Below are 17,559 nucleotides of genomic sequence, written 5' to 3'. Positions count from 1 at the left end.
TATTAGGACTGTGAACTTTCAGCATGGACTCCCGCTCTAACCGAATCCGGTACGGGTTTTACACCGTTCGCGTTCAGCATCCCGCTGTTCAAGCGCACACCTACGGGTGCGCCTCCTTCGTCCCCGGTTTGGTTGCGAAGGAGTCTGTATCCGATATTCTTCGCTGCGTTGTAGTCCGCGTGGTTCTCGTACCCACAGGACTGGCAGCAGAACGTGTCCTGGGACGGGCGGTTTTCCGCATGGGTGAAACCACACGACGAGCACCGCTTCGACGTGTTCTTTGGGTTCACTTGTTCGACGCGGATTCCGCATTCCTCGGCCTTGTACGAGACGTATTCGTACAGGCGGCGGAATGCCCACTGGTGGAACATACGGGCGTCGGGCATCCGATCACGGATATCCGTCAGGTCCTCAAAGGCAATAACCGTGCAACCGCTCTCGGTGGCTTCAGCGACGAGATCGTTCGCGATACGGTGAAGATACTGCTCGAATCGTCCCGTCTCCTTGCGCCCGACCACTTGGACGTTCTCGTGGGCCCACCGCGACCCACACTCTTGAAGCGATGTCCGGCGCTCGACGTACTCCGTTCGCCAGTGGTTGAGTTCGCCAGCAGACCAGAACGCGCCGGTCGAGGTGACGGCGATGTTCTTGATCCCGAGGTCCACACCGAGAACCGTTCCGTTCTCGGCCGGTTTGGGATCGTCCACATCCGCCTTTATTCGGACGTGGAGGTAGAAGTCGCCACGACGGTAGTGGAGTGTCGCGCCTGTCGTCTCCCACCCATCAGACCGCAGATACTCCGAGTGGGGCGTGTCACGGGTTTCGTCGGGCAAGACGTACTCGACAGTGACGCGTCCATCGACGGTAGACAACGCTGCGTGGTCGTCGTGGAACGAGGCGTTGCGCTGGTTATAATCGCAGAACGGCGAGGAGAACGTCGGGAGCGAGGCATACTCGCCCTTCTTCTACTTTGCGATGATGCTCTTGAGCCCATCAACAGCACGGTTGCGAGCCGATTGAACGTGGTTACTGTGGAGTCGCGTCTCCTGACGAACCTCGTCGTAGGTCATCTCATGCAGGACGGACGAACGGGTTTCAGCTCATTCGCCGTCCCATGCAGCGTCCACGACGTAGTTGGCCGCCCACAGAAACTCGTCAATCGTTTCGTGAAGCAGGTCCGCCTGTTCGTCAGTCACGTCGAGTTTGACTGGGACGGTCCGACGGACCTCCATATGACTCACAATACAAGCCATGCTTAAATTGGTTAATATGATCCGGCGGGGGAACCAGTCCGCTACCGGCAACGAGAGTAGTATAGCCAAACGAATGCACTCCAGATCACGTTTGAACAGGTGGTTTTTCGCCTAATCGTAACTATGAGTCCGAGTACCCCCACCGACGACGAGGACATGGCGTATCGAGTTGCGGCACTCCCGCTGGAGTACGGTGAGACTCGCGTCAACCAGCTGTTTACGAGTGGTTACAATCGATACGTCGTCGACGGTGAAGACCAGCCTGAGGACCTCGTGAACGATATCGAGCGGTTCGGGACGGCGGCATTCAAAGAGCAGGTTCGTGCCGACGCCGCCGAGGAGCCGTTCGTCGACGAACCGGGCACGCTCGCCGTGCTCGCGACGCTGAGTGCGATCTGTGTGAAAGAGCACCCGAAGTTCGAGCACGCGTCGCCCCGGAACATCCAGGTCCTCTACGACATCCGGGAGCTGTACATCAACAATCTCGCCTCACTCATCCGCGCCCACGGTGATGGCTCGCTCCAGCAGGACATCGCCGACGTGCTGTACAGCAAGGAGCCCGGCGAGGATGGCCCACACCCTGGTCGGGTCTGTACGGGCATCACAGAGATGCCGGAGCTCGGAGATGGTCTCTCTCTCGAAATCCCGATGGCGGCGGCGTCACGGAAATGTCTCGTTCGGGAGGACGAGGCGTCGGCGGGGAGTAACGATGGCGAGGAGATACTGACGCGAGTGAAAGACAACAAGCTGTACGTTCCGGTCGGTGATTTCGACAGCAAGTATCGGGACTACGCTGAGCGGGCGTTCAAGAAGCTCCTCCGGGTGCAAGAAGACGGGCTCTCCGACGATCAGCTGACGTGGCTAACTACGAACGAGTCGGCGATTACAGAGCGGATTGAGCGCTTCCTCGAGACCGGCCATCACGAGCGGATCTGGCGGAACTGGGACCGTGGCGAACGGACGATCCGCGTCCTCCGGCAGGCGCTAGGTGACGCCCCGGACGACGTGGCGCAAAAGGGTGAGTTCCACACGGCGAAAGAACTCTATCGAGCGGTTGCGGCGTACGACGCTGAAGATGACTGGGAATCCTCTGTAACGGACTGGATCTCGAGTCCGAGCAGTCTCGCGAAGACGCTAGCCGACCACGAGTCCCACTCGGCCGTTACGATCGATCGCGACGGGCGCGTCAATACGTACCGAATCGGGCGAGCCGGGACCGGCGCCGAACAGATCGAAGTCCGAGAGATCAAGGACCTCTTCGAACTCCCCTGTATGGCGAATATGGAAAAACGGCTGCACGAGAAGAAGCCGGTTCGAAAGGATCTCTACAACTTCGCGCGGATGGTAATGTGGCTCCCCCAGTATCAGGACAGCAGCCTCGACGAGATCGTCACAGATCTCAAGGACGTCTTCTCTCGGTGGCCGTGGTACGACGAGCAGGAAACTGAGTACCAAGTCCGCTACGAGTTCTCGAACACCATCGACGGGGACACCCCGTTGCCGATGAACTGCGATAACGACGATCTGCAACGCTACTGCATCGGCCAAGACCAGTGTCCCTACTCGATCTGGGGTAGTCTCCCGTTTCCCGACGAGATGTACGAGCAGGTTGAGGAGGGATCAGCTGGTCCCACTGAGCAATTCTGAACTACAGCTATCCGATTCTATTTGAAATCCTGAAAGACGGCTTCGAGTGCGGTGGCGTTCCCGTGGATATCCCCGAACACAACCGCTTGCGATGGCCGAGTCTCTTCCATGCTACGTCTATGCATAACGGCCATGACAACCCTCGCTATGAGTTATATATATCTCAGTACGCGAATTCGGCTCCGTCGGGCTCGAACGACACTGATCCGTCGTTCTAATACTCGTGGACAGCGTGGACAACAGAGGGAGCGGGCGGACAGCGACGTGCGACCGATTCGGCCGGTCAGTCGTCGCGGGCTGGTTTTCGGGCTTCGATGGTAGCGGAAACAAGGTACTCGCCGAGGTCGCGGTCGGCGTCCCAGTCGCTGATGAACTCGGTGCTCTCGTCCTTCGGCGCGATCTCGACCGCCTCGAATCCCGCCTCATCAAGCATAGCTTTGAGATCGTCGACGGTGGATGCGCCGGCGACGCAGCCCGTCAGGGAGTCCGGGTCCATCTGGACGTCATCGGGGAACGGTGCGGTCTGGACAACGTCGGAGATTGCAACGCGACCTCCGGGTCGCAGCACGCGATAGGTGTCGTCGAAGACGCGTTGTTTCTCGGGGGCGAGGTTGACAACGCAGTTCGAGATGACGACGTTGACGGATTCGTCGGCGACAGGGAGGTGACCGATCTCGCCGAGTCGGAACTCGACGTTCTCGGCGTCGTTCTTCGCGACGTTCTCTCGGGCCTTCGAGATCATCTCGGGCGTCATATCGACACCGATGACGTGGCCGTCCGGTCCGACCTCTTGGGCGGCGAGGAAGCAGTCGAAGCCAGCGCCGGAGCCCAGGTCGAGAACGGTCTCGCCGGGAGCCATCGCGGCAAACGCCTTCGGGTTCCCGCAGCCGAGACCGAGGTCCGCGCCATCGGCGACCGACGCGACATCGTCGGCGTCGTACCCGAGGCGTTCGCTCCCAGATGCCTCCGTTTCGTCGCTACAGCAACCACCGTCGCCAGAGACATCCAAACCGACGTCACCACAGCAGTCCTGGCCGCTCGTCGCGATTCCCGCGTAGCGTTCCCGCACCATCTCGCGAGTCTCCTCGGGATCGCGATCGGCGACCATCGTCTCGTTGTCATTACTCATGGTTGCCTCGCAGGTCGTCGAGCGTTTCGAGCAGAACTTCGGTCGTCTCGGTCGGTTCGTAGTAGCGCCACGATCCTTCCTTGCGCCGCGTGACCAGGCCCGCGGTGTACAGTCGGGAGAGCGCCTGACTGACCGCGCTCTGGCTGACGCCGACTGTGGCTTCGAGGTCGCAGACGCAGACGCCGTCGTCGGCGTTCGCGATGCGTCGGAGGAGTTCGTACCGGGTGTCGTTGCCCATGGCTGAGAGCACCTGGAGGTCCGTCGCCATCGCGTCCGAGTCGACGTTGCCAGGCGGGGCGCAGCAGGCGTCGGATGCGTCCATAACTCCATCAGCGGTTGCGTCCTGAACCATATCAGCTCTAGCTTATACAATCAAGCACTAATACGTTGCCCTCGAAAAGGACACTTCCTCCGGTGTTCACAAACACTCCTCAAAGACCCTCAAGCACTGACGAACCACCGCGAGGAAACAAAGAAAGCCGAGTCCGTGACCTGTTTTGCTGGTCGAGAGGCCTCGATCGGACAGCGTGTGCCTGGTCTAGCAGCAGTCGCTACCAGCGTCACTGGCGTCGGTGTAGTCGACGCCGGTCACCTCAGTGATCGTCTCCGTACAGTCCTCGAGCAAGGCTTCGAAGTCGTCCCGGTCGCGTTCCGTTTTCGCCTCTGCGAGCGCCCCACCGAGGGATTCGGCCGCGGTCAGCACGCCGTCGACGTCGCTCAACAGCACCCACCTCCGAGCGACTGCGCGAACTCCTGGCCGATCCGCTCGCTGACGACGTCGTTCGTCTCCGCGAGTAGCTCCTCGAACGCCTCCCGGGCCTCGCGATGGCGCGTGACCGACTCGATTTCCGAGAGGTCATCTTGGATGTCCCGGAGGTCGCTCATGAGCGACGCGTCGAACTCGCCGTCCTGGAGTTCGCGCTCGGTCTCCCGGTACGCATCCAGCAACTCCTGTGCCTCGGCGTCTGCCTCGAGTGCCTCGCGTGCGTCGACCAACGCCTGGTACGTCTCGCACGCCAGGAGTTCGTCGACGAACGCTTCGAGCTCGGTCTCGACGTCCGTCGTCTCGACAGGGGATTCGCTCACGACACCGTCACCTCCTCGCGGTCGTCCTCGCCCACGCCATCCAAGCCCGTGACGTCCGCGCCGAACTCGCGGAGGTCGTCGAGACCGACGGGCTCCTCCTGGCGCAGCGGTGCGAGCATCATCGGCACGTCGAAGCGCTCACTGATCTCCTCGAGGTACTCCGCTTGCTGCGCGCGCCGATTCTCGAAGAACGCGTTATCGCCATAATCCTCGGGGAGCAGATAGTTCGCGACCACGACCGACGTCTCGATACCGACCTGATCCTGGAGGTCCATCGCGGCACGATAGGCCTCCATCATCGGCGTGAACTCGGGGTACATCACGAACGCAAACGAACTCCGACTCGGGTCCTGCATCGTCTCGATGACCTCGTCGTACTTCCCGCCGTTGGCCGGGGCAGCTCCCTTCGTGAGCGACCCAAGGTCCATGAATCCCTTCCAGTCCGACGGCAGTTCCAGTAACCGAAGCGTGTGTCCCGTCGGTGCGGTGTCGAACACCACGATGTCGTAGCCGTCCTCCTCGAAGTAACTCACGAACTTTTCGAGCGCCGCCATCTCCTCGGCACACGGCGACTCCAACTCCTCCTCGACGTTCGCGACCGCCGCCTCCACGTCGATCTGCGTGTCGTCCTTCTCGTCGTACATCTCGCGGACGTGATCGAGGACCTGCGTCCGGTACTCTTCGAGTGCGCGCTCCTGGTCGATGCGGGCCGCGTCGAGATTCGCCTGTCCGACCGACGTGGGTTCGTGACCGACAGGTTGCTCGAAAATGTCCGCCAAGTGCGCAGCCGGGTCCGTCGTCACGACGAGCGTCTCGTAGCCGGCCTCCGCGAGCGAGACCGCCGTCGTGGACGCAATCGTGCTCTTCCCGACACCACCCTTGCCCGTGAAGAACAGGTACCGCGTCTCCTCGACGGGGACGAGTTCCTCGGCGACCGCGTCGGCATCGGTGAACGTGTCGAAGTCCACGGTGTCTTCGTTGGTCGCCCGTCGCGTCGCCGCGTCCACGTCGACGGTCGCCTCTTCGCCGTCGTAGAGGACGCCACCGACGTCCGAGAGCAGCTCAAGGCCCGCGATCTCACCGGGCTGAAGCGGGTACGTCGCGAGCGCCTGCTGATCGAAGGTTGACTCCACACGGTCGATGACCGCCTGTTCGTCTGCGCGCTTGCCCTCGAAAAACGGGTCTTCGCAGACCGACTCCGGTAGGTAGCCGTTGACGACGAGGAGCTGCGAGCTGATACCGAGCTCGGCGAGGTCGCTCGCGCTACGTTCGATCTCGTCGATCGACGATGACTCCGGTTTCCCGACGAACGCGAACGACGTCCGGGACTCGTCCGAGAGCGTGTCGATGGCGCGCTCGTAGTCCGCCTTCTTGTCGTCCATTGACGCCGCGGGCCCGATGCACGTCGACCCACCCTTCTCGAGTTCGGCGTTCCAATCTGACGGGAGCTCCATCAAGCGGATGGTGTGTCCGGTGGGGGCGGTGTCGAAGACGACGACGTCGTACTCGGGGCTGTCCATGAAGTCGACGAAGTTGTCGAACGCGGCGATCTCCTCGACGCACGGACTGTTGAGTTGCTCTTCGACGGTCTGGATCTCCTCGTCGCCGAGGAGCGCCCGCATCGGCTCGATGGTCTCCTGGCGGTACTCTTCGGCGGCGACGTCGGGATCGATCTCGATGGCCGAGAGGTTCGGGACGTCGTCGATGGCGGTGACCTCGTGGCCGATGTCCTGGTTGAAGATGTCGGAGAGGTTCGGCGCCGGGTCGGTCGTCACCAACAGTGTGTCATAGTCGTTGTCGGCCAGCCACGTTGCCGTGGCACAGCTGACAGTACTCTTACCTACACCGCCCTTCCCGCTGAAGAAGACGAACTCCGTATCTTCGCTGTTCGGTTCAACAACTTCTTTCGCTGGCGTTTGTGTAGCAGTCATTTACGCTTCCTGTGGGTCTGGGGAATCCTCGAAAGTCGATGCGAGTTCGTCGTACGAGAGATACGTTTCTCTGGCGACGATCTCGTCGTTGACGACGGTAATCGGGAGAATTGACGGGCCGTGCTCCTCGACCAGATCGGCGATTTGCTGGGTTTCGAGGAACTGCTCGATGTTGTGTTGCATATTCGCTCGCGACACGTCGACATCAAATTCGTTTTCGAGTTGGTCGAGGGCGGCACTGACTTCGACGAGTTCATCGTCCGGGTCTGGTCCACAGACGCCGGTGGAACAGCACATCGCTTCTTCGTACAGGGTGAGTTGAGTCATTCGTGGATCGAAGGGAGTTGTTCGATTGAGTAGGCGATACACCGAGTCATCTCCAGCACTGAGCTGAACCGGTTTGTCTCATTTTACTGTTTGTTCATATGTGTATAAGCGCTTTGGTCAGTATCTTCAAGACAGAAGATCAGGAGAAACGGTGTCTGTGACAGTGTGGTAAGACCAAAGGCGTCAAAACACCGTACTAAGCTTCTGCTTTCTTCGAACGAACGATTGTCTATTCGTTAAGATGGGCGACCGTATACTAAGCAGCCAAATGTGCGATCTCAATTAGAGACCCGTGGCTCCGTACACAACACTTACTTTATTATATGCTTAAATCAGAGCCATGTCATCGACCGAGCGGTTACAACGATATCTTACAGACGAACGCGGTGGCTGTGGTGATGAAGAGGTGGCACAACGGCTGGATGAGCTTGAAGAGCTTGACGCCGCAGCTGGTGGGCCTGCACTTGAGGCGGACGTAGGTGTATTATCAGCCCTTGCTAACGAGACACGATACAAGATTATCCGAATCCTCCACATAGCCGGTGAAGAGCTCTGTGTCTGTGAGTTTTCACCGCTTCTGGATGTCAGTGACAGCGCGATTAGTCATTCACTCTCTCAACTCACTGAGGCTGGACTCGTGACTCGCCGGAAAGACGGGAAATGGCGAAAGTACCAGACTACCATGCGGGGCGACGCGCTCCTTGTCGCACTGAACGGATCCCGCAGATGAGACAGCGCCGCACGAGGACACCTGGCAAGTCTATTGAGGAAGTTGGTGGTATATATAGTACTCATACGAGGCCTAAAGACCGCGACAAAGAGTCGAATAAGTATGTCTGCTGATTCGACGACGAAATTCGGATTCGTGTGCGTACAGAACGCTGGGCGCAGCCAGATGTCGACAGCGTTTGCGGAACGAGAGCGAGAACGACGTGATCTCGAGGATAGCGTCGAAATTCTTACTGGAGGGACCCATCCAGCCGACCACGTTCACGAGGAAGTGGTCGAAGTAATGGGTGAGGAAGGATTCGACCTCTCCGAGCGAACGCCGCGAGAAGTCTCGACTGATGAACTGGAATCGTGCGACATCGTCGCGACTATGGGGTGCTCGACGCTCGAACTCGATGCAGAAACGGTCGATGTCCGTGACTGGGCGCTCGACGATCCCGATGGTCAAGAGATGGAACAGGTTCGGGAGATTCGGGACGATATCGAACAGCGCGTTGTAGACCTGTTCGACGAGTTCAATCCCGACGACTAACAGCTAATCACGAATATTCAAAGAGCCACACCTCAGTTTTTCTAGTATTAGATTGTAGAACAGAACCAGATTGTGTAGAATCCTCGTCGAGCAATTTTAACGGCTAACACGACCAGTATCGAGGGAATCGGGGTTTTTCTCGATTCGAAGTGCCTCGCTGGGAGACCTCGAGGATCTCAGAACAGGTGACCTATCGAACCGGAGTAATCCAGATACGCCCGATATTGCCATCGTTACCCTGTCGTCGAGCAATTTTAGAGATCACGGGATTATTCCTGAACTCGTCGAGGTATTTTCTACGCCCTCAAATCAGCCCGACGGGGTTCTTCTGAGATTTGAGACCGTCATAACGTCTTGCATATCGCGGATTTCGTCCAAAGAAAGAGGCGATATGCAGTGTACGAAGGCCGCCGGCTCTCTCAGGCCGAGGGGCCGTCACAGAGTTAGCGGAACTACGGAAGTATCAGATTTAGTGCATAGATTGAGCGGGTGCGTTCCGGTGGTGTCTGTTGCCCCCGCGAGGGGGTGGTGGGGCGCATCAGGTCCCCCCGATAGACGATGGCTTCGGAACGACGCAGCGAGACACAGTCAGCGCATCACGCAGAAACTATCCCCGACGACCAGGTGTCGTGGGCAGACCTTGAGGTGGTGGTCTCGACCGACCGGGATCACGCGTCGGTCGTTGCCCTCGTGGAGTGTACTCTCGTCGAGCTCACACACGAGCCGAGCGGCGCCGTCTTCGTCTCACGGCAGGTCGGGCAGTCGACGCGGACGCAGTACGTCGTCGCCGACGAGGTCGGCGAGCAGTTCCAGAAACGGCACTTCGACGACCGGCTGGGCTGGCACGAGACCACCGTTCCTCGACGGAACGTTCGCGACGAGCTCATCGCCCAACTCACACAGTCGCCCTCGACGACGGCGGGACGATCAGGTGAGGGAGCAGCCAGCGAGCCAGACACCTTCGTCGTGAAGCCAGTTCGAGAGCTCCGAACTCTATAGCGGCTAGTCTTAACCAATAGTCCCGGCCCAAACCGGCACCGTGTTGGTTAACATTGAGGCTGGGTACACTCCCTCACCCCCGCCCACCGCCCTGATACTCGAGTGAGTGAAGCCTGGCGGCCGGTCGACTCGAATGGCCGTCGCGACGGGTTTTATCCGGCCGCTACTCCTCGAGAGTGAGTATGGTCGTCGTCGAGGAGGTCCCCAAACTAAGCGGGCGCCGGACCCAAACCTCGTCCGAGGTGTTTCCGGATGAGTCGGTGGCGTCGATTCAGGCGGCCGTCGAAGCCGTCCCGACAAGCGTCTTCGACGGCTCGACGAAGCACACGGAGGTCGGGGCGTTCGATGCCGAAATCGCTGACGGGCTCTCGCAGTACGAGTACGAAGGGGACGCCGCCGGCGGCTACAACCCAAACTGCAAGCTCTGGTCGCATCAGGGGTTTAACTACAGCGTCGACCTCTATGACGCCAACGCTCGCATCGCCATCGAGGTTGAGAAAAGCGAGCGGAAGAACGTCAGCGACGACCTCCTCAAGTTCCAGAAAGGGTACCGCACCCAGAAGGACGGTCGGCCGAAAATCGAGTTCGGCTGTCTGGTGGTGCCGGTGAACTACCTTGGCCGGCATAACCTCTACCAGCACAGCCTGACCAAACTCGACTTCATGAAGGGCGTCCTGTTCATCGACGACGTCGCCGTCATCGGCTATCGCGACCCGCGACCGGACTGACGCTGTCACTCCTGACTGTTTGTCGGCGCCGGGAGGCGTGCAGCGCGCGACAGCGTGCGCGGCGTGACTTACCATGCCTGGTCCCGATCCGCACGACGACACGAGTGCCGACCACGAACAGTTCGAGAAGGAACAGTTCGCCCAGGACCGCGACGCCGCCGGCGTCGACACGGCGGACATCGACGACGCGACGGCCCAGCGCCTGGTTAGCGACCTCGTCGACGCGGACATCGTTACACCCGTTCCCGAAGACCGTGTCCTGGCCCACGAGCCGAGCGGCGCCGCATTCGACTCATCGACGCAGCTGGCCGTCTTCCACCGCGGCTGGACGGCCGGCCGCGACGCCGACGCTGGGGACGAGTGATGCAGCAGACGCTCGTTGGCTGTGCGTTCTGCGACGCCCCGCCCGGCGCCGAGGCTGGCGAGGCGCATACGTGGGGCCAGGACGACCGGGTCACCCACCCGATCTGCGTCGACTGCGCGATTCAGACGGAGCCGAATCCCGACGAGCGCGATGACTACGCTTGTGACGGCTGTGGGCTGGTCGTCGACACGCTCGCGGCACTGACGCGGTTCCGCGTTGAACTGGGGCATCTGGAAGGCCCGTTGCAACTGTGTGCTCGCTGTAGCCCTGGTGGGCTCGCGACGTACTGGACGCGTGACCTCACGGAGCATCTCGTGGCCGAGTGATACTTGTTCGAACTTGGCTCACATCGTACACACGAAAACGGCTAAGTGGGCTGGCTCACATTGTACACATTATGAGCACCGAGAAGAAGCGCGTGCAGTTTCGGGCCCCCGATCGGCTCATCGATCGGGCCGACGCACTGGCCGCAGTCCTCGGGGAAGACCGAACAGATGTCCTCGTGACCGCGCTTCGGGAGTACCTCCAAGACGCCGCTCATGACGACACACTCACCCAGGAGATCGCCGCCGCTTATTATGACGACGAGATCAGCTTCGAGCAGCTCAAAGCCCTCGTCAGCGCCGAAGAAGCGGCAAACATCCGCGTGTTGAAACAGCAACTGGACGAGGACTTCATCGACGAGGTCGCCGACGCATAGATGTCGCGGTGTATCGCAGACGCCTCCGCCCTCGTGAGTCTCGGCATCGTTGCTGACAACGACCCCGATCCACTCGCACTCTGTCTCTCCCGGTACAAGGTCGTCGTCCCAACGACGGTCATCGATGAGCTCCGAGAGATCGCCTCCTACGATGACGTCCATGGACACGCGGCGTCCGCCGTCCTTGACCGGGTGGATGCATTCACGACACAGTCGGTGGACCTCGATGCCGAGTTTCCGCTCGATGACGGCGAAAACGCGGCAGTCACCCTCGCGAACGATCTCGAGGCTGCGCTCTTCCTCTGTGACGAGTTCAATCAACTTGGCTTGATCCACGCCTCACTCGCTGATACCCGACTCGTCACGACACCGACGCTGCTCTCGGTTCTCGTTCGAACTGAACACCTATCTGCTGCTGATGCGCGGGTACTCCTCGATGCAATCAGCGACGCCCGTAGCTGGGACGCAAACAGCTACGTGCAACGGGCCCGATCGTTGTTCGAGGAGCCCTGACACCGAGAAGGATACTTCGGAGTGAACAGGAATGCCCGATAACGACGCTCTCTACGACGTTCGTGAGCAAACGGGGGATCCCGAGCACGCATCAGTTGACGACGTGGTCGAACTCGTCCTCGAACGCGCACAGCACCCCCGGACGGAGCACCGGGACGCGCATCTCGACGAGATGATGGCGACTGTCGTCGATCGGTACGGGACCGATCCTGTCCGAACCGTTATTCAGCGCGTCCTCGTCGACCACTACCCCTTTCGGACTGCCACGCACGACCTCGAGATGCACAACGTCGACGGTGTTCGTATCGGGACAGCAGCCAGCCAGTTCCTGACAGAATTGAACGCGCAGCATGACGATTGAAACACAATCTCTGAAAGCCCTCCGCCGCTCGACGTCCCGCGACCGCGCGAGACTACGTCTCGCTGGCCCTCGTTCGCGTCGCTCACGAGGACGCCGCTGCGCGCCTCGTGCCTGCGGTGCTTGCGGGGTTGGGGGACGTTCACGGCGCGAAGCGCCGTGGGTTCGGGAGACATCGTCTCCCGGTAACCGAAGCGGTCTCGCCCTTTCCGAGTTCGACAGGACTGTTGATTGCTCATCGGGCGACGTGGTCGGCTGGACAGGTGTGTACGTATCGGCCCGCCCCGCTCGCCGCTGCCGCCTTCCGGTGAGCTATGCTCACCGGCGTCCCGCTCACTCCGTTCGCGGGACCTCCGCGTCGCTCGCGACCGACCATTCCGGGCTGCGCCGAGCAAGCTCGGCGTTCCGGGCTAAAGTGCATGTGCCCTCGACGCCAGCGCTTCACCCGTTCGGGTCCTGCGGACCTCGGCGAAGCCGCCCGCGACGGACGTGGTTGCGTCGCGGCGAACGGGGAATGCGCTGGCCGCTTGCTCCGGGCGGGTCGGCGCGCGGTGCTGGTTGGGGATCACCTCATGTAGGCGCGCTCTCGCTCGCGCCCGGTAGGGCGCTCGCGAAGGCGCGAGCGAGAGCGCGCAGATGGTTCTGTCGGTCGTTGTCGTCGGAAAACCGCGATGTAGGAGCATCGCGGTGGCGGCGCGTGAGCGCCTTCACAGGTACGGTGAGTACCCAATGTCTAGTAACAACGCTAGCGGAAAGGTCGTTTCGGTCGATGAACAGGCATTCGAGAACGCGGGCGAGCAGGCGGCCGATGAAGACGGGTTCCCGGTCGTCGACGAGACGCCGGAGTTCGAGGCGGCGGTCGAACAGGAGACCCAGGCGAAGGTGGATGCGAACCACCCGGACGGGATCGCGGACACGAGCGAAGACCGGATTCACGGCGTCACCCTCGAACAGGAGGAGCGCATTCGGGCGCGGGAAGCCGAACTGGAGCGCATCAGTGCCCAGGCCGAGCTGGGAACGCAGGACGGTCGGGAGCAGCGCACGCGAGATATTGCAGCGAAGCGGAGCGCTGTGCGGCGTGCTGAGTTCCAGACACGGGCTGCGAGCGTGGACCCGATGGCCGACCCCGAACGAGATGATCCCCGAGCGGAGCTCACGCAGGAGCAGTTGGCGGCGGTGAACAAGCAGTCGATGCGGTTGGCTGAAAAGCTGGATGGCTGGTCGCGAGCGGCGATTGGTCGGCGGCTGGGTGAAGCCGTCGTCGGTGGGAAGGACGTGACGAGTGCGGTCGTCGGCGTGTTCGAGGAGTTGCAGACGGCACCTGGGACGGTGATTCCCATCGGGAAGCTCGAGGACGTCAATCGTAAAGAAGTGAGCATCGAAGGTACTGTGACCCGGTTGTGGAAACCGTCGAGTGCAGCCATTTCTCAAGTGGGACTCATCGAGGACGAGAGCGGAAAAACGAAGTTCACCAGCTGGGTTGCGAGCGAACAACCCTGGATTGAGGAGGGCGAGCACGTTCGTATTCACGGAGCGGCGAAGAATTGGTACAACGGACGCGTCTCGGTGGCTCTGACCGGCTGGAGCACAGTTCACTTCCCCGAGCGCGGCCGCTGGTGGGAAGCATAGCCAACTGACGCAACCTCTTTTTTGCTGTGGGCCGGGCCGACCCAGACCCCACCGCCCCACCCTCCGCTCCGTGCTCGCTTCGCTGCGCGCGCAGCCACGACCGTGGTGTATGATGGGGGGTGAGATGGCCTCCTCTGGGTGACCGATGAGTCGCAAGGAGAGTTTATCCGCGTCACCGATGGGCGCAGCGCGATGTCCAACAGTTCACCCGAGACCCACGATTTCGATGCGTGGTTCCCTGGCGTCTTCGACGGCGAAGGCTGTATCCGCATCGCAATTGCCGACCGAGAGCGGTACAGCACCGGCTTTGAACTTGCACCAATGCTCCGAATCACCCACGAACAGTTGACTGGAACCCTTGACGCAGAAGGATGGATTGGCGTGAAAGTAAACCAGAATAGTGAGTATCGAGTCGACCATCGACTTCAGCCGAGGATCGAGGTCACCGAGACGTATCGTGATCATTTGATGCAGGCACTTTGTGCGTACTGTGATACTCACGACGTGAACTGCCATGTATCCAGTCTCGAGCCCAATGAGGACCGGAGCGATCAGTACATTTGGGGCGTACGAGGCATCAATAATACAAAGACAATCCTGACGCCGCTTCGGGATCAGTTCATCGTCAAGCGCGAGTAGGTCGACCTCCTCCTCGATGAGATCATTCCACGGATGGAAAGAGGCGTCCGCCACGACAGGGAGGGCTATCGTCGTACTGTCTGGACCCTCTGTATCGGTCACACCGTTACTGAGGGCTGTTTGAAGAATTCGGCTTTGTTGAAATAATCAGAAAGTGATATATCTGACCTGGGTTCTGGTCCGTACAGGGGACTCACCTGCCAGGAAGGCTTAACAATACTCCCTGACAAGTCTCTAATAGAGTGGTTGTGGATTATTTTGATAGCGAACTGGCTCGGTATTCTGCTCTGTTTCTCGCCTGTATCGTAATCGGTCTCCCACCGTGGGTGTTCATTCTGTACCCAACAGAGGAAGCTCTGACCTACATTAGTAGCCCGGGTGCGTGGGTGCTTGCAATCGGCACATGGTTGGTGATGGTTACCGCTGCTGCGATTGCTCAACGGTAGCAGTACTCCGCACTCTTCAGCGACTAGATGTTACAGGAAAGAATGTGTCAGAAGGATAGAGTTTCAACAGAGCCACTGGATAGAAATAACAGGTGTGAGCCGGAGAATATATTCCCCACTAAGCAAATAGTTACACATATTCGCTCTGCGAACATCAGGCCTCTGATGGACCGAACTTGTCCCCTCGAATTCATTTTCGCCTCGCATCTCGTGGTCGTCGCTATCGCTACACTTTCTGGAAGTCGCTTGACTGTGGCGTGTCTCTTCATCATAGACGCAGCCCTCACCATGATCCGTATCCTCTACGAACGCTTGGCCGCTGGCCGCCCCCAGACCGGCTCTCCTCCTGCGACGGACCCGTACAATCTCTTTAAAGATCTCCACGATGCGGTCGTGGACAAGCGCGGTCGGGTCCCAGTTCCGGGTTCAATGCCGCCGGTGTATCCACGGAATATTCCGTATGTCGTCGAAAGTTGTGTTATCCTCTACCCATTGCTTGTCGTGGCGTTTCCGGTATGGTTGTTCTCCCCCTCGGGCACGCTCAGTGTACTTGCCATACCAGGAATTGGCATCATCGCCGCGAAGCACTTTGTCTTCATTCAGGCGCGTGAGTCGGCAGGAGTCTACGAAACCGCGTCGTCACGGCGGATCCGTCGTAACCGCAGCCTCCTCTTGGTTGCTCTCCTCTCAGGTGGCGCTGTTGCCGTCCTCTCGGCGGTATCTACCCCTGCCACGACGATGGTCGCAGCGATGGCCGTAGCCGCACCGTGGGTGCTCTTCGACTGCCGGCAAGCTGGTCTCGGACCGTGGTTCCCAGTAATCGAGGGCGACGCGGTAGACCGCCCGGTTTCGGCTCCCCGTGGACAGCCATACACAACTTTCGCTCATGACAAACGAGGCGTGCGCCAGCATGCCTTCGGTGGCGGCTTCGCTTACGCACTCGACGCTGGATTCTCAGTCATGCTACTTTCCGGGATACTCGCGATCTCGGCTCGCGCTGTCTGGCTCGTCCTTGTGATGGTTGTCCTGCTTCCCGTGTTCCTCATCCTACCTGCGTCGGCGCTCGTCATGTGGATCGGGGAGAGCCACGTTGAGTATCGTCTCTACGACAATGGTATCGTTGCTTATGACACGTACCTTAACACGGTACAATGGGTCGCTCCTGTGGAGGATATTCGCTCCGTTTCGGCGACCGATCCGACACCGCTGTGGCGCTCGTCGCTCGGACTGCCCGACAAGGACCTCATCCTCCAAATTGAGCGGGCAACGGGAGAGACCATTGAAATTCGGCGCTTGACCGACACGAAAGGGTTCGAACGAGCTTACCGAGATCCCTGAGAGCGGTTCGTGAGCGAGTTCCACGGACGGATCCATGGCTAGAACCTCACCAACTGGTTTGGGATCGTTCACTCATTGTGTTCCTCCCGCTTAGGTGTCTCTTGACAGCTATATTCCTCTCGGGTAGGTCTACGATAGAAGGGGTCTCTTCCAGCATTCTGTTCGCTACGACGTATGTATTGAGCGATCCGTGATTCACCTGTACTGACCACAGGCGGTCAAAATGTATCTTTCCTGGGGATTTTAACAGAGCCGAAGCGGTCTTCACCGCTTGATATCCCGCAAACTCTCCCGGCTAGTGAGAACGTCTTTGACCAGTATCATAATAGGACTCCTGACTGTGGTGCACGTATGGGCTCCAGTCTCAGTCGCACCGCCCGCGAACAGCTCACGACCCGATACGTGCTCTCGCTCGTCGCGTTTCTCGCCCTCGTCTATGGCGTCACGAATGATGTCGGGACAGTACTCGTCATCGCTTTTGGCCTCGCGTTCGTGGAGGCGATCTCGATTCTCAGAGAAACGCCGACTGTCGATGGCCGCTGGGTCGGCGTTGGCCTTGGCGCGTTCATCACGGTCGCCAGTCTCGCGTGGCTCGGCTGGGAACTCACTGCGACCACCGGAACAGGCGGTCCAGTATGGTTCCCGGCGCTGACCGCGCTGATCGGCGTCTGGTTCCTCTTCGATGCCCGCGCGGACTTCGCCGATAGCACTAGTAGCGACGAACCTGGCGATATGAACGCCAGCGAGGTAATGCTGGTGATGAACCACGCTCACCTCGTCATCGAAGAGCTGAAACAGGGCCCGAAAACTGTCACCGAACTCGCCGATGCGTGCGATTTGACCGAGTCACGCATCCGTGAAGTGCTCGATTTCGGTACTGACGACGGGATCATCTATCCAGTCGATACTGACACGAGCGATACTGCGAAAAGGTACGCCCTCGACGAGTCGAAAGTCGGTGGCCTTGCGTTCGTCCGTTCGAACGGGAAGCGCATTCTGCGACGACTAGCACGGCCGTGCCAGCGCTGATTCTTCGTGGACAGAGACTGGGACTGACGGTCGCTGGAGCAGGATCGAATTCCCAGAGCGCGGTCGGTGGTGGGAAGTATACCCAGTCGAGGCAACCCTCTTTTTTGCCGGGTGCCGGACCGACCCAGGGACCGCCACCGGGCAAAGGCTCCATCAGCAAATCCGCCTTTGAGCAGGTGGTG

Annotated in this window: 20 protein-coding genes and 1 pseudogene; 13 read left to right on the top strand and 8 right to left on the bottom strand. The window is 60.0% G+C overall.

From position 1 onward, the window contains the following. Window positions 1-2: 2 nt before the first annotated feature. Window positions 3-1,232: pseudogene (locus JT689_RS01370) on the bottom strand (transposase). Between the two features lie 144 nt (window positions 1,233-1,376). On the opposite strand from JT689_RS01370, the gene JT689_RS01365 reads away from it, so the two are divergent. Further along, window positions 1,377-2,900 carry a primase-associated protein gene (locus JT689_RS01365; RefSeq protein ID WP_010890461.1) on the top strand — a complete coding sequence of 508 codons (1,524 nt, stop codon included), beginning with the start codon at window positions 1,377-1,379 and terminating at the stop codon, window positions 2,898-2,900. Window positions 2,901-3,183: 283 nt separating this feature from the next. On the opposite strand, the gene JT689_RS01360 is transcribed toward JT689_RS01365, so the two are convergent. The 6 genes from JT689_RS01360 to arsD form a co-directional block, all read right to left on the bottom strand. Beyond that, on the bottom strand, window positions 3,184-4,029 hold the full coding sequence (locus JT689_RS01360) for an arsenite methyltransferase (protein ID WP_012289730.1): 846 nt from the start codon (window positions 4,027-4,029) through the stop codon (window positions 3,184-3,186). After that, complete coding sequence (locus tag JT689_RS01355; RefSeq protein WP_010890459.1) at window positions 4,022-4,381, bottom strand: metalloregulator ArsR/SmtB family transcription factor; 360 nt, start codon at window positions 4,379-4,381, stop codon at window positions 4,022-4,024. Before JT689_RS01355 ends, JT689_RS01360 begins: the two co-directional genes overlap by 8 nt. Window positions 4,382-4,567: 186 nt before the next feature. Then, window positions 4,568-4,756, bottom strand: a complete 189-nt coding sequence (gene hcsS, locus JT689_RS01350) for a halo-CC-star protein HcsS (protein WP_049892776.1) — start codon at window positions 4,754-4,756, stop codon at window positions 4,568-4,570. Beyond that, window positions 4,747-5,115, bottom strand: coding sequence for a halo-CC-star protein HcsL (gene hcsL, locus JT689_RS01345; protein ID WP_012289729.1), 369 nt, complete (start codon window positions 5,113-5,115; stop codon window positions 4,747-4,749). Before hcsL ends, hcsS begins: the two co-directional genes overlap by 10 nt. Then, window positions 5,112-7,046: an arsenical pump-driving ATPase gene (gene arsA, locus JT689_RS01340; protein ID WP_010890458.1), complete on the bottom strand. Its 1,935-nt coding sequence runs from the start codon at window positions 7,044-7,046 to the stop codon at window positions 5,112-5,114. Before arsA ends, hcsL begins: the two co-directional genes overlap by 4 nt. Beyond that, the gene (gene arsD, locus JT689_RS01335; RefSeq protein ID WP_010890457.1) at window positions 7,047-7,373 is read right to left on the bottom strand and encodes an arsenite efflux transporter metallochaperone ArsD; all 327 of its coding nucleotides are present in this window, start codon (window positions 7,371-7,373) and stop codon (window positions 7,047-7,049) included. A 340-nt stretch (window positions 7,374-7,713) separates the two neighbouring features. Here arsD and JT689_RS01330 point away from each other — a divergent pair, with 340 nt between their 5' ends. From JT689_RS01330 to JT689_RS01285, 10 genes are all read left to right on the top strand, one after another. Further along, window positions 7,714-8,103: a metalloregulator ArsR/SmtB family transcription factor gene (locus JT689_RS01330; protein ID WP_008444919.1), complete on the top strand. Its 390-nt coding sequence runs from the start codon at window positions 7,714-7,716 to the stop codon at window positions 8,101-8,103. A 102-nt stretch (window positions 8,104-8,205) separates the two neighbouring features. Then, entirely contained in the window at window positions 8,206-8,634 is a 429-nt protein-coding gene (locus JT689_RS01325) for a low molecular weight phosphatase family protein (protein ID WP_010890456.1), read from the top strand. 558 nt (window positions 8,635-9,192) lie between these two features. Further along, window positions 9,193-9,633, top strand: coding sequence for a hypothetical protein (locus tag JT689_RS01320; protein ID WP_010890455.1), 441 nt, complete (start codon window positions 9,193-9,195; stop codon window positions 9,631-9,633). Between the two features lie 182 nt (window positions 9,634-9,815). Continuing rightward, window positions 9,816-10,361, top strand: a complete 546-nt coding sequence (locus tag JT689_RS01315) for a hypothetical protein (protein ID WP_136361217.1) — start codon at window positions 9,816-9,818, stop codon at window positions 10,359-10,361. Between the two features lie 73 nt (window positions 10,362-10,434). Continuing rightward, window positions 10,435-10,725, top strand: coding sequence for a hypothetical protein (locus JT689_RS01310; RefSeq protein ID WP_012289727.1), 291 nt, complete (start codon window positions 10,435-10,437; stop codon window positions 10,723-10,725). Next, window positions 10,725-11,051: a hypothetical protein gene (locus JT689_RS01305; RefSeq protein ID WP_049892774.1), complete on the top strand. Its 327-nt coding sequence runs from the start codon at window positions 10,725-10,727 to the stop codon at window positions 11,049-11,051. The genes JT689_RS01310 and JT689_RS01305 overlap by 1 nt, the downstream gene beginning before the upstream one ends. A gap of 71 nt (window positions 11,052-11,122) precedes the next feature. After that, on the top strand, window positions 11,123-11,425 hold the full coding sequence (locus JT689_RS01300) for a hypothetical protein (RefSeq protein WP_010890452.1): 303 nt from the start codon (window positions 11,123-11,125) through the stop codon (window positions 11,423-11,425). Continuing rightward, the gene (locus JT689_RS01295) at window positions 11,426-11,938 is read left to right on the top strand and encodes a hypothetical protein (protein ID WP_010890451.1); all 513 of its coding nucleotides are present in this window, start codon (window positions 11,426-11,428) and stop codon (window positions 11,936-11,938) included. It begins immediately after the preceding gene. Between the two features lie 31 nt (window positions 11,939-11,969). Continuing rightward, window positions 11,970-12,299 (top strand): hypothetical protein, encoded by a 330-nt coding sequence (locus JT689_RS01290; protein WP_010890450.1) that lies wholly within the window; start codon window positions 11,970-11,972, stop codon window positions 12,297-12,299. 726 nt (window positions 12,300-13,025) lie between these two features. Further along, the gene (locus JT689_RS01285; RefSeq protein ID WP_012289724.1) at window positions 13,026-13,925 is read left to right on the top strand and encodes a DNA-binding protein; all 900 of its coding nucleotides are present in this window, start codon (window positions 13,026-13,028) and stop codon (window positions 13,923-13,925) included. Window positions 13,926-14,129: 204 nt separating this feature from the next. Here the strand turns inward: JT689_RS01285 and JT689_RS01280 are convergent, their stop codons facing one another. Beyond that, window positions 14,130-14,666 (bottom strand): hypothetical protein, encoded by a 537-nt coding sequence (locus tag JT689_RS01280; RefSeq protein ID WP_049892772.1) that lies wholly within the window; start codon window positions 14,664-14,666, stop codon window positions 14,130-14,132. A 509-nt stretch (window positions 14,667-15,175) separates the two neighbouring features. Here JT689_RS01280 and JT689_RS01275 point away from each other — a divergent pair. Together JT689_RS01275 and JT689_RS01270 are read left to right on the top strand one after the other, a co-directional pair. After that, the gene (locus tag JT689_RS01275; protein WP_229373323.1) at window positions 15,176-16,348 is read left to right on the top strand and encodes a hypothetical protein; all 1,173 of its coding nucleotides are present in this window, start codon (window positions 15,176-15,178) and stop codon (window positions 16,346-16,348) included. A gap of 402 nt (window positions 16,349-16,750) precedes the next feature. Then, window positions 16,751-17,377: a hypothetical protein gene (locus JT689_RS01270; protein ID WP_229373322.1), complete on the top strand. Its 627-nt coding sequence runs from the start codon at window positions 16,751-16,753 to the stop codon at window positions 17,375-17,377. Window positions 17,378-17,559 lie beyond the last annotated feature (182 nt).

This window comes from Halobacterium sp. GSL-19 (assembly GCF_016917855.1).
Taxonomy (GTDB): Archaea; Halobacteriota; Halobacteria; order Halobacteriales; family Halobacteriaceae; genus Halobacterium; species Halobacterium salinarum.
The sequence above is the reverse complement of the archived record's forward strand: the minus strand, read 5'-3'. Positions and strand labels throughout refer to the sequence as shown.

Excerpts from the sequence above, each read along its gene's own strand:
- JT689_RS01320 (WP_010890455.1), top strand. The coding sequence starts at position 9,193 with ATGGCTTCGGAACGACGCAGCGAGACACAGTCAGCGCATCACGCAGAA.
- JT689_RS01290 (WP_010890450.1), top strand. The coding sequence starts at position 11,970 with ATGCCCGATAACGACGCTCTCTACGACGTTCGTGAGCAAACGGGGGAT.
- JT689_RS01300 (WP_010890452.1), top strand. The coding sequence starts at position 11,123 with ATGAGCACCGAGAAGAAGCGCGTGCAGTTTCGGGCCCCCGATCGGCTC.
- JT689_RS01285 (WP_012289724.1), top strand. The coding sequence starts at position 13,026 with ATGTCTAGTAACAACGCTAGCGGAAAGGTCGTTTCGGTCGATGAACAG.
- JT689_RS01295 (WP_010890451.1), top strand. The coding sequence starts at position 11,426 with ATGTCGCGGTGTATCGCAGACGCCTCCGCCCTCGTGAGTCTCGGCATC.
- JT689_RS01275 (WP_229373323.1), top strand. The coding sequence starts at position 15,176 with ATGGACCGAACTTGTCCCCTCGAATTCATTTTCGCCTCGCATCTCGTG.
- JT689_RS01325 (WP_010890456.1), top strand. The coding sequence starts at position 8,206 with ATGTCTGCTGATTCGACGACGAAATTCGGATTCGTGTGCGTACAGAAC.
- JT689_RS01360 (WP_012289730.1), bottom strand. The coding sequence starts at position 4,029 with ATGAGTAATGACAACGAGACGATGGTCGCCGATCGCGATCCCGAGGAG.
- JT689_RS01355 (WP_010890459.1), bottom strand. The coding sequence starts at position 4,381 with ATGGTTCAGGACGCAACCGCTGATGGAGTTATGGACGCATCCGACGCC.
- arsA (WP_010890458.1), bottom strand. The coding sequence starts at position 7,046 with ATGACTGCTACACAAACGCCAGCGAAAGAAGTTGTTGAACCGAACAGC.
- JT689_RS01330 (WP_008444919.1), top strand. The coding sequence starts at position 7,714 with ATGTCATCGACCGAGCGGTTACAACGATATCTTACAGACGAACGCGGT.
- arsD (WP_010890457.1), bottom strand. The coding sequence starts at position 7,373 with ATGACTCAACTCACCCTGTACGAAGAAGCGATGTGCTGTTCCACCGGC.
- JT689_RS01315 (WP_136361217.1), top strand. The coding sequence starts at position 9,816 with ATGGTCGTCGTCGAGGAGGTCCCCAAACTAAGCGGGCGCCGGACCCAA.
- JT689_RS01310 (WP_012289727.1), top strand. The coding sequence starts at position 10,435 with ATGCCTGGTCCCGATCCGCACGACGACACGAGTGCCGACCACGAACAG.
- JT689_RS01365 (WP_010890461.1), top strand. The coding sequence starts at position 1,377 with ATGAGTCCGAGTACCCCCACCGACGACGAGGACATGGCGTATCGAGTT.
- JT689_RS01305 (WP_049892774.1), top strand. The coding sequence starts at position 10,725 with ATGCAGCAGACGCTCGTTGGCTGTGCGTTCTGCGACGCCCCGCCCGGC.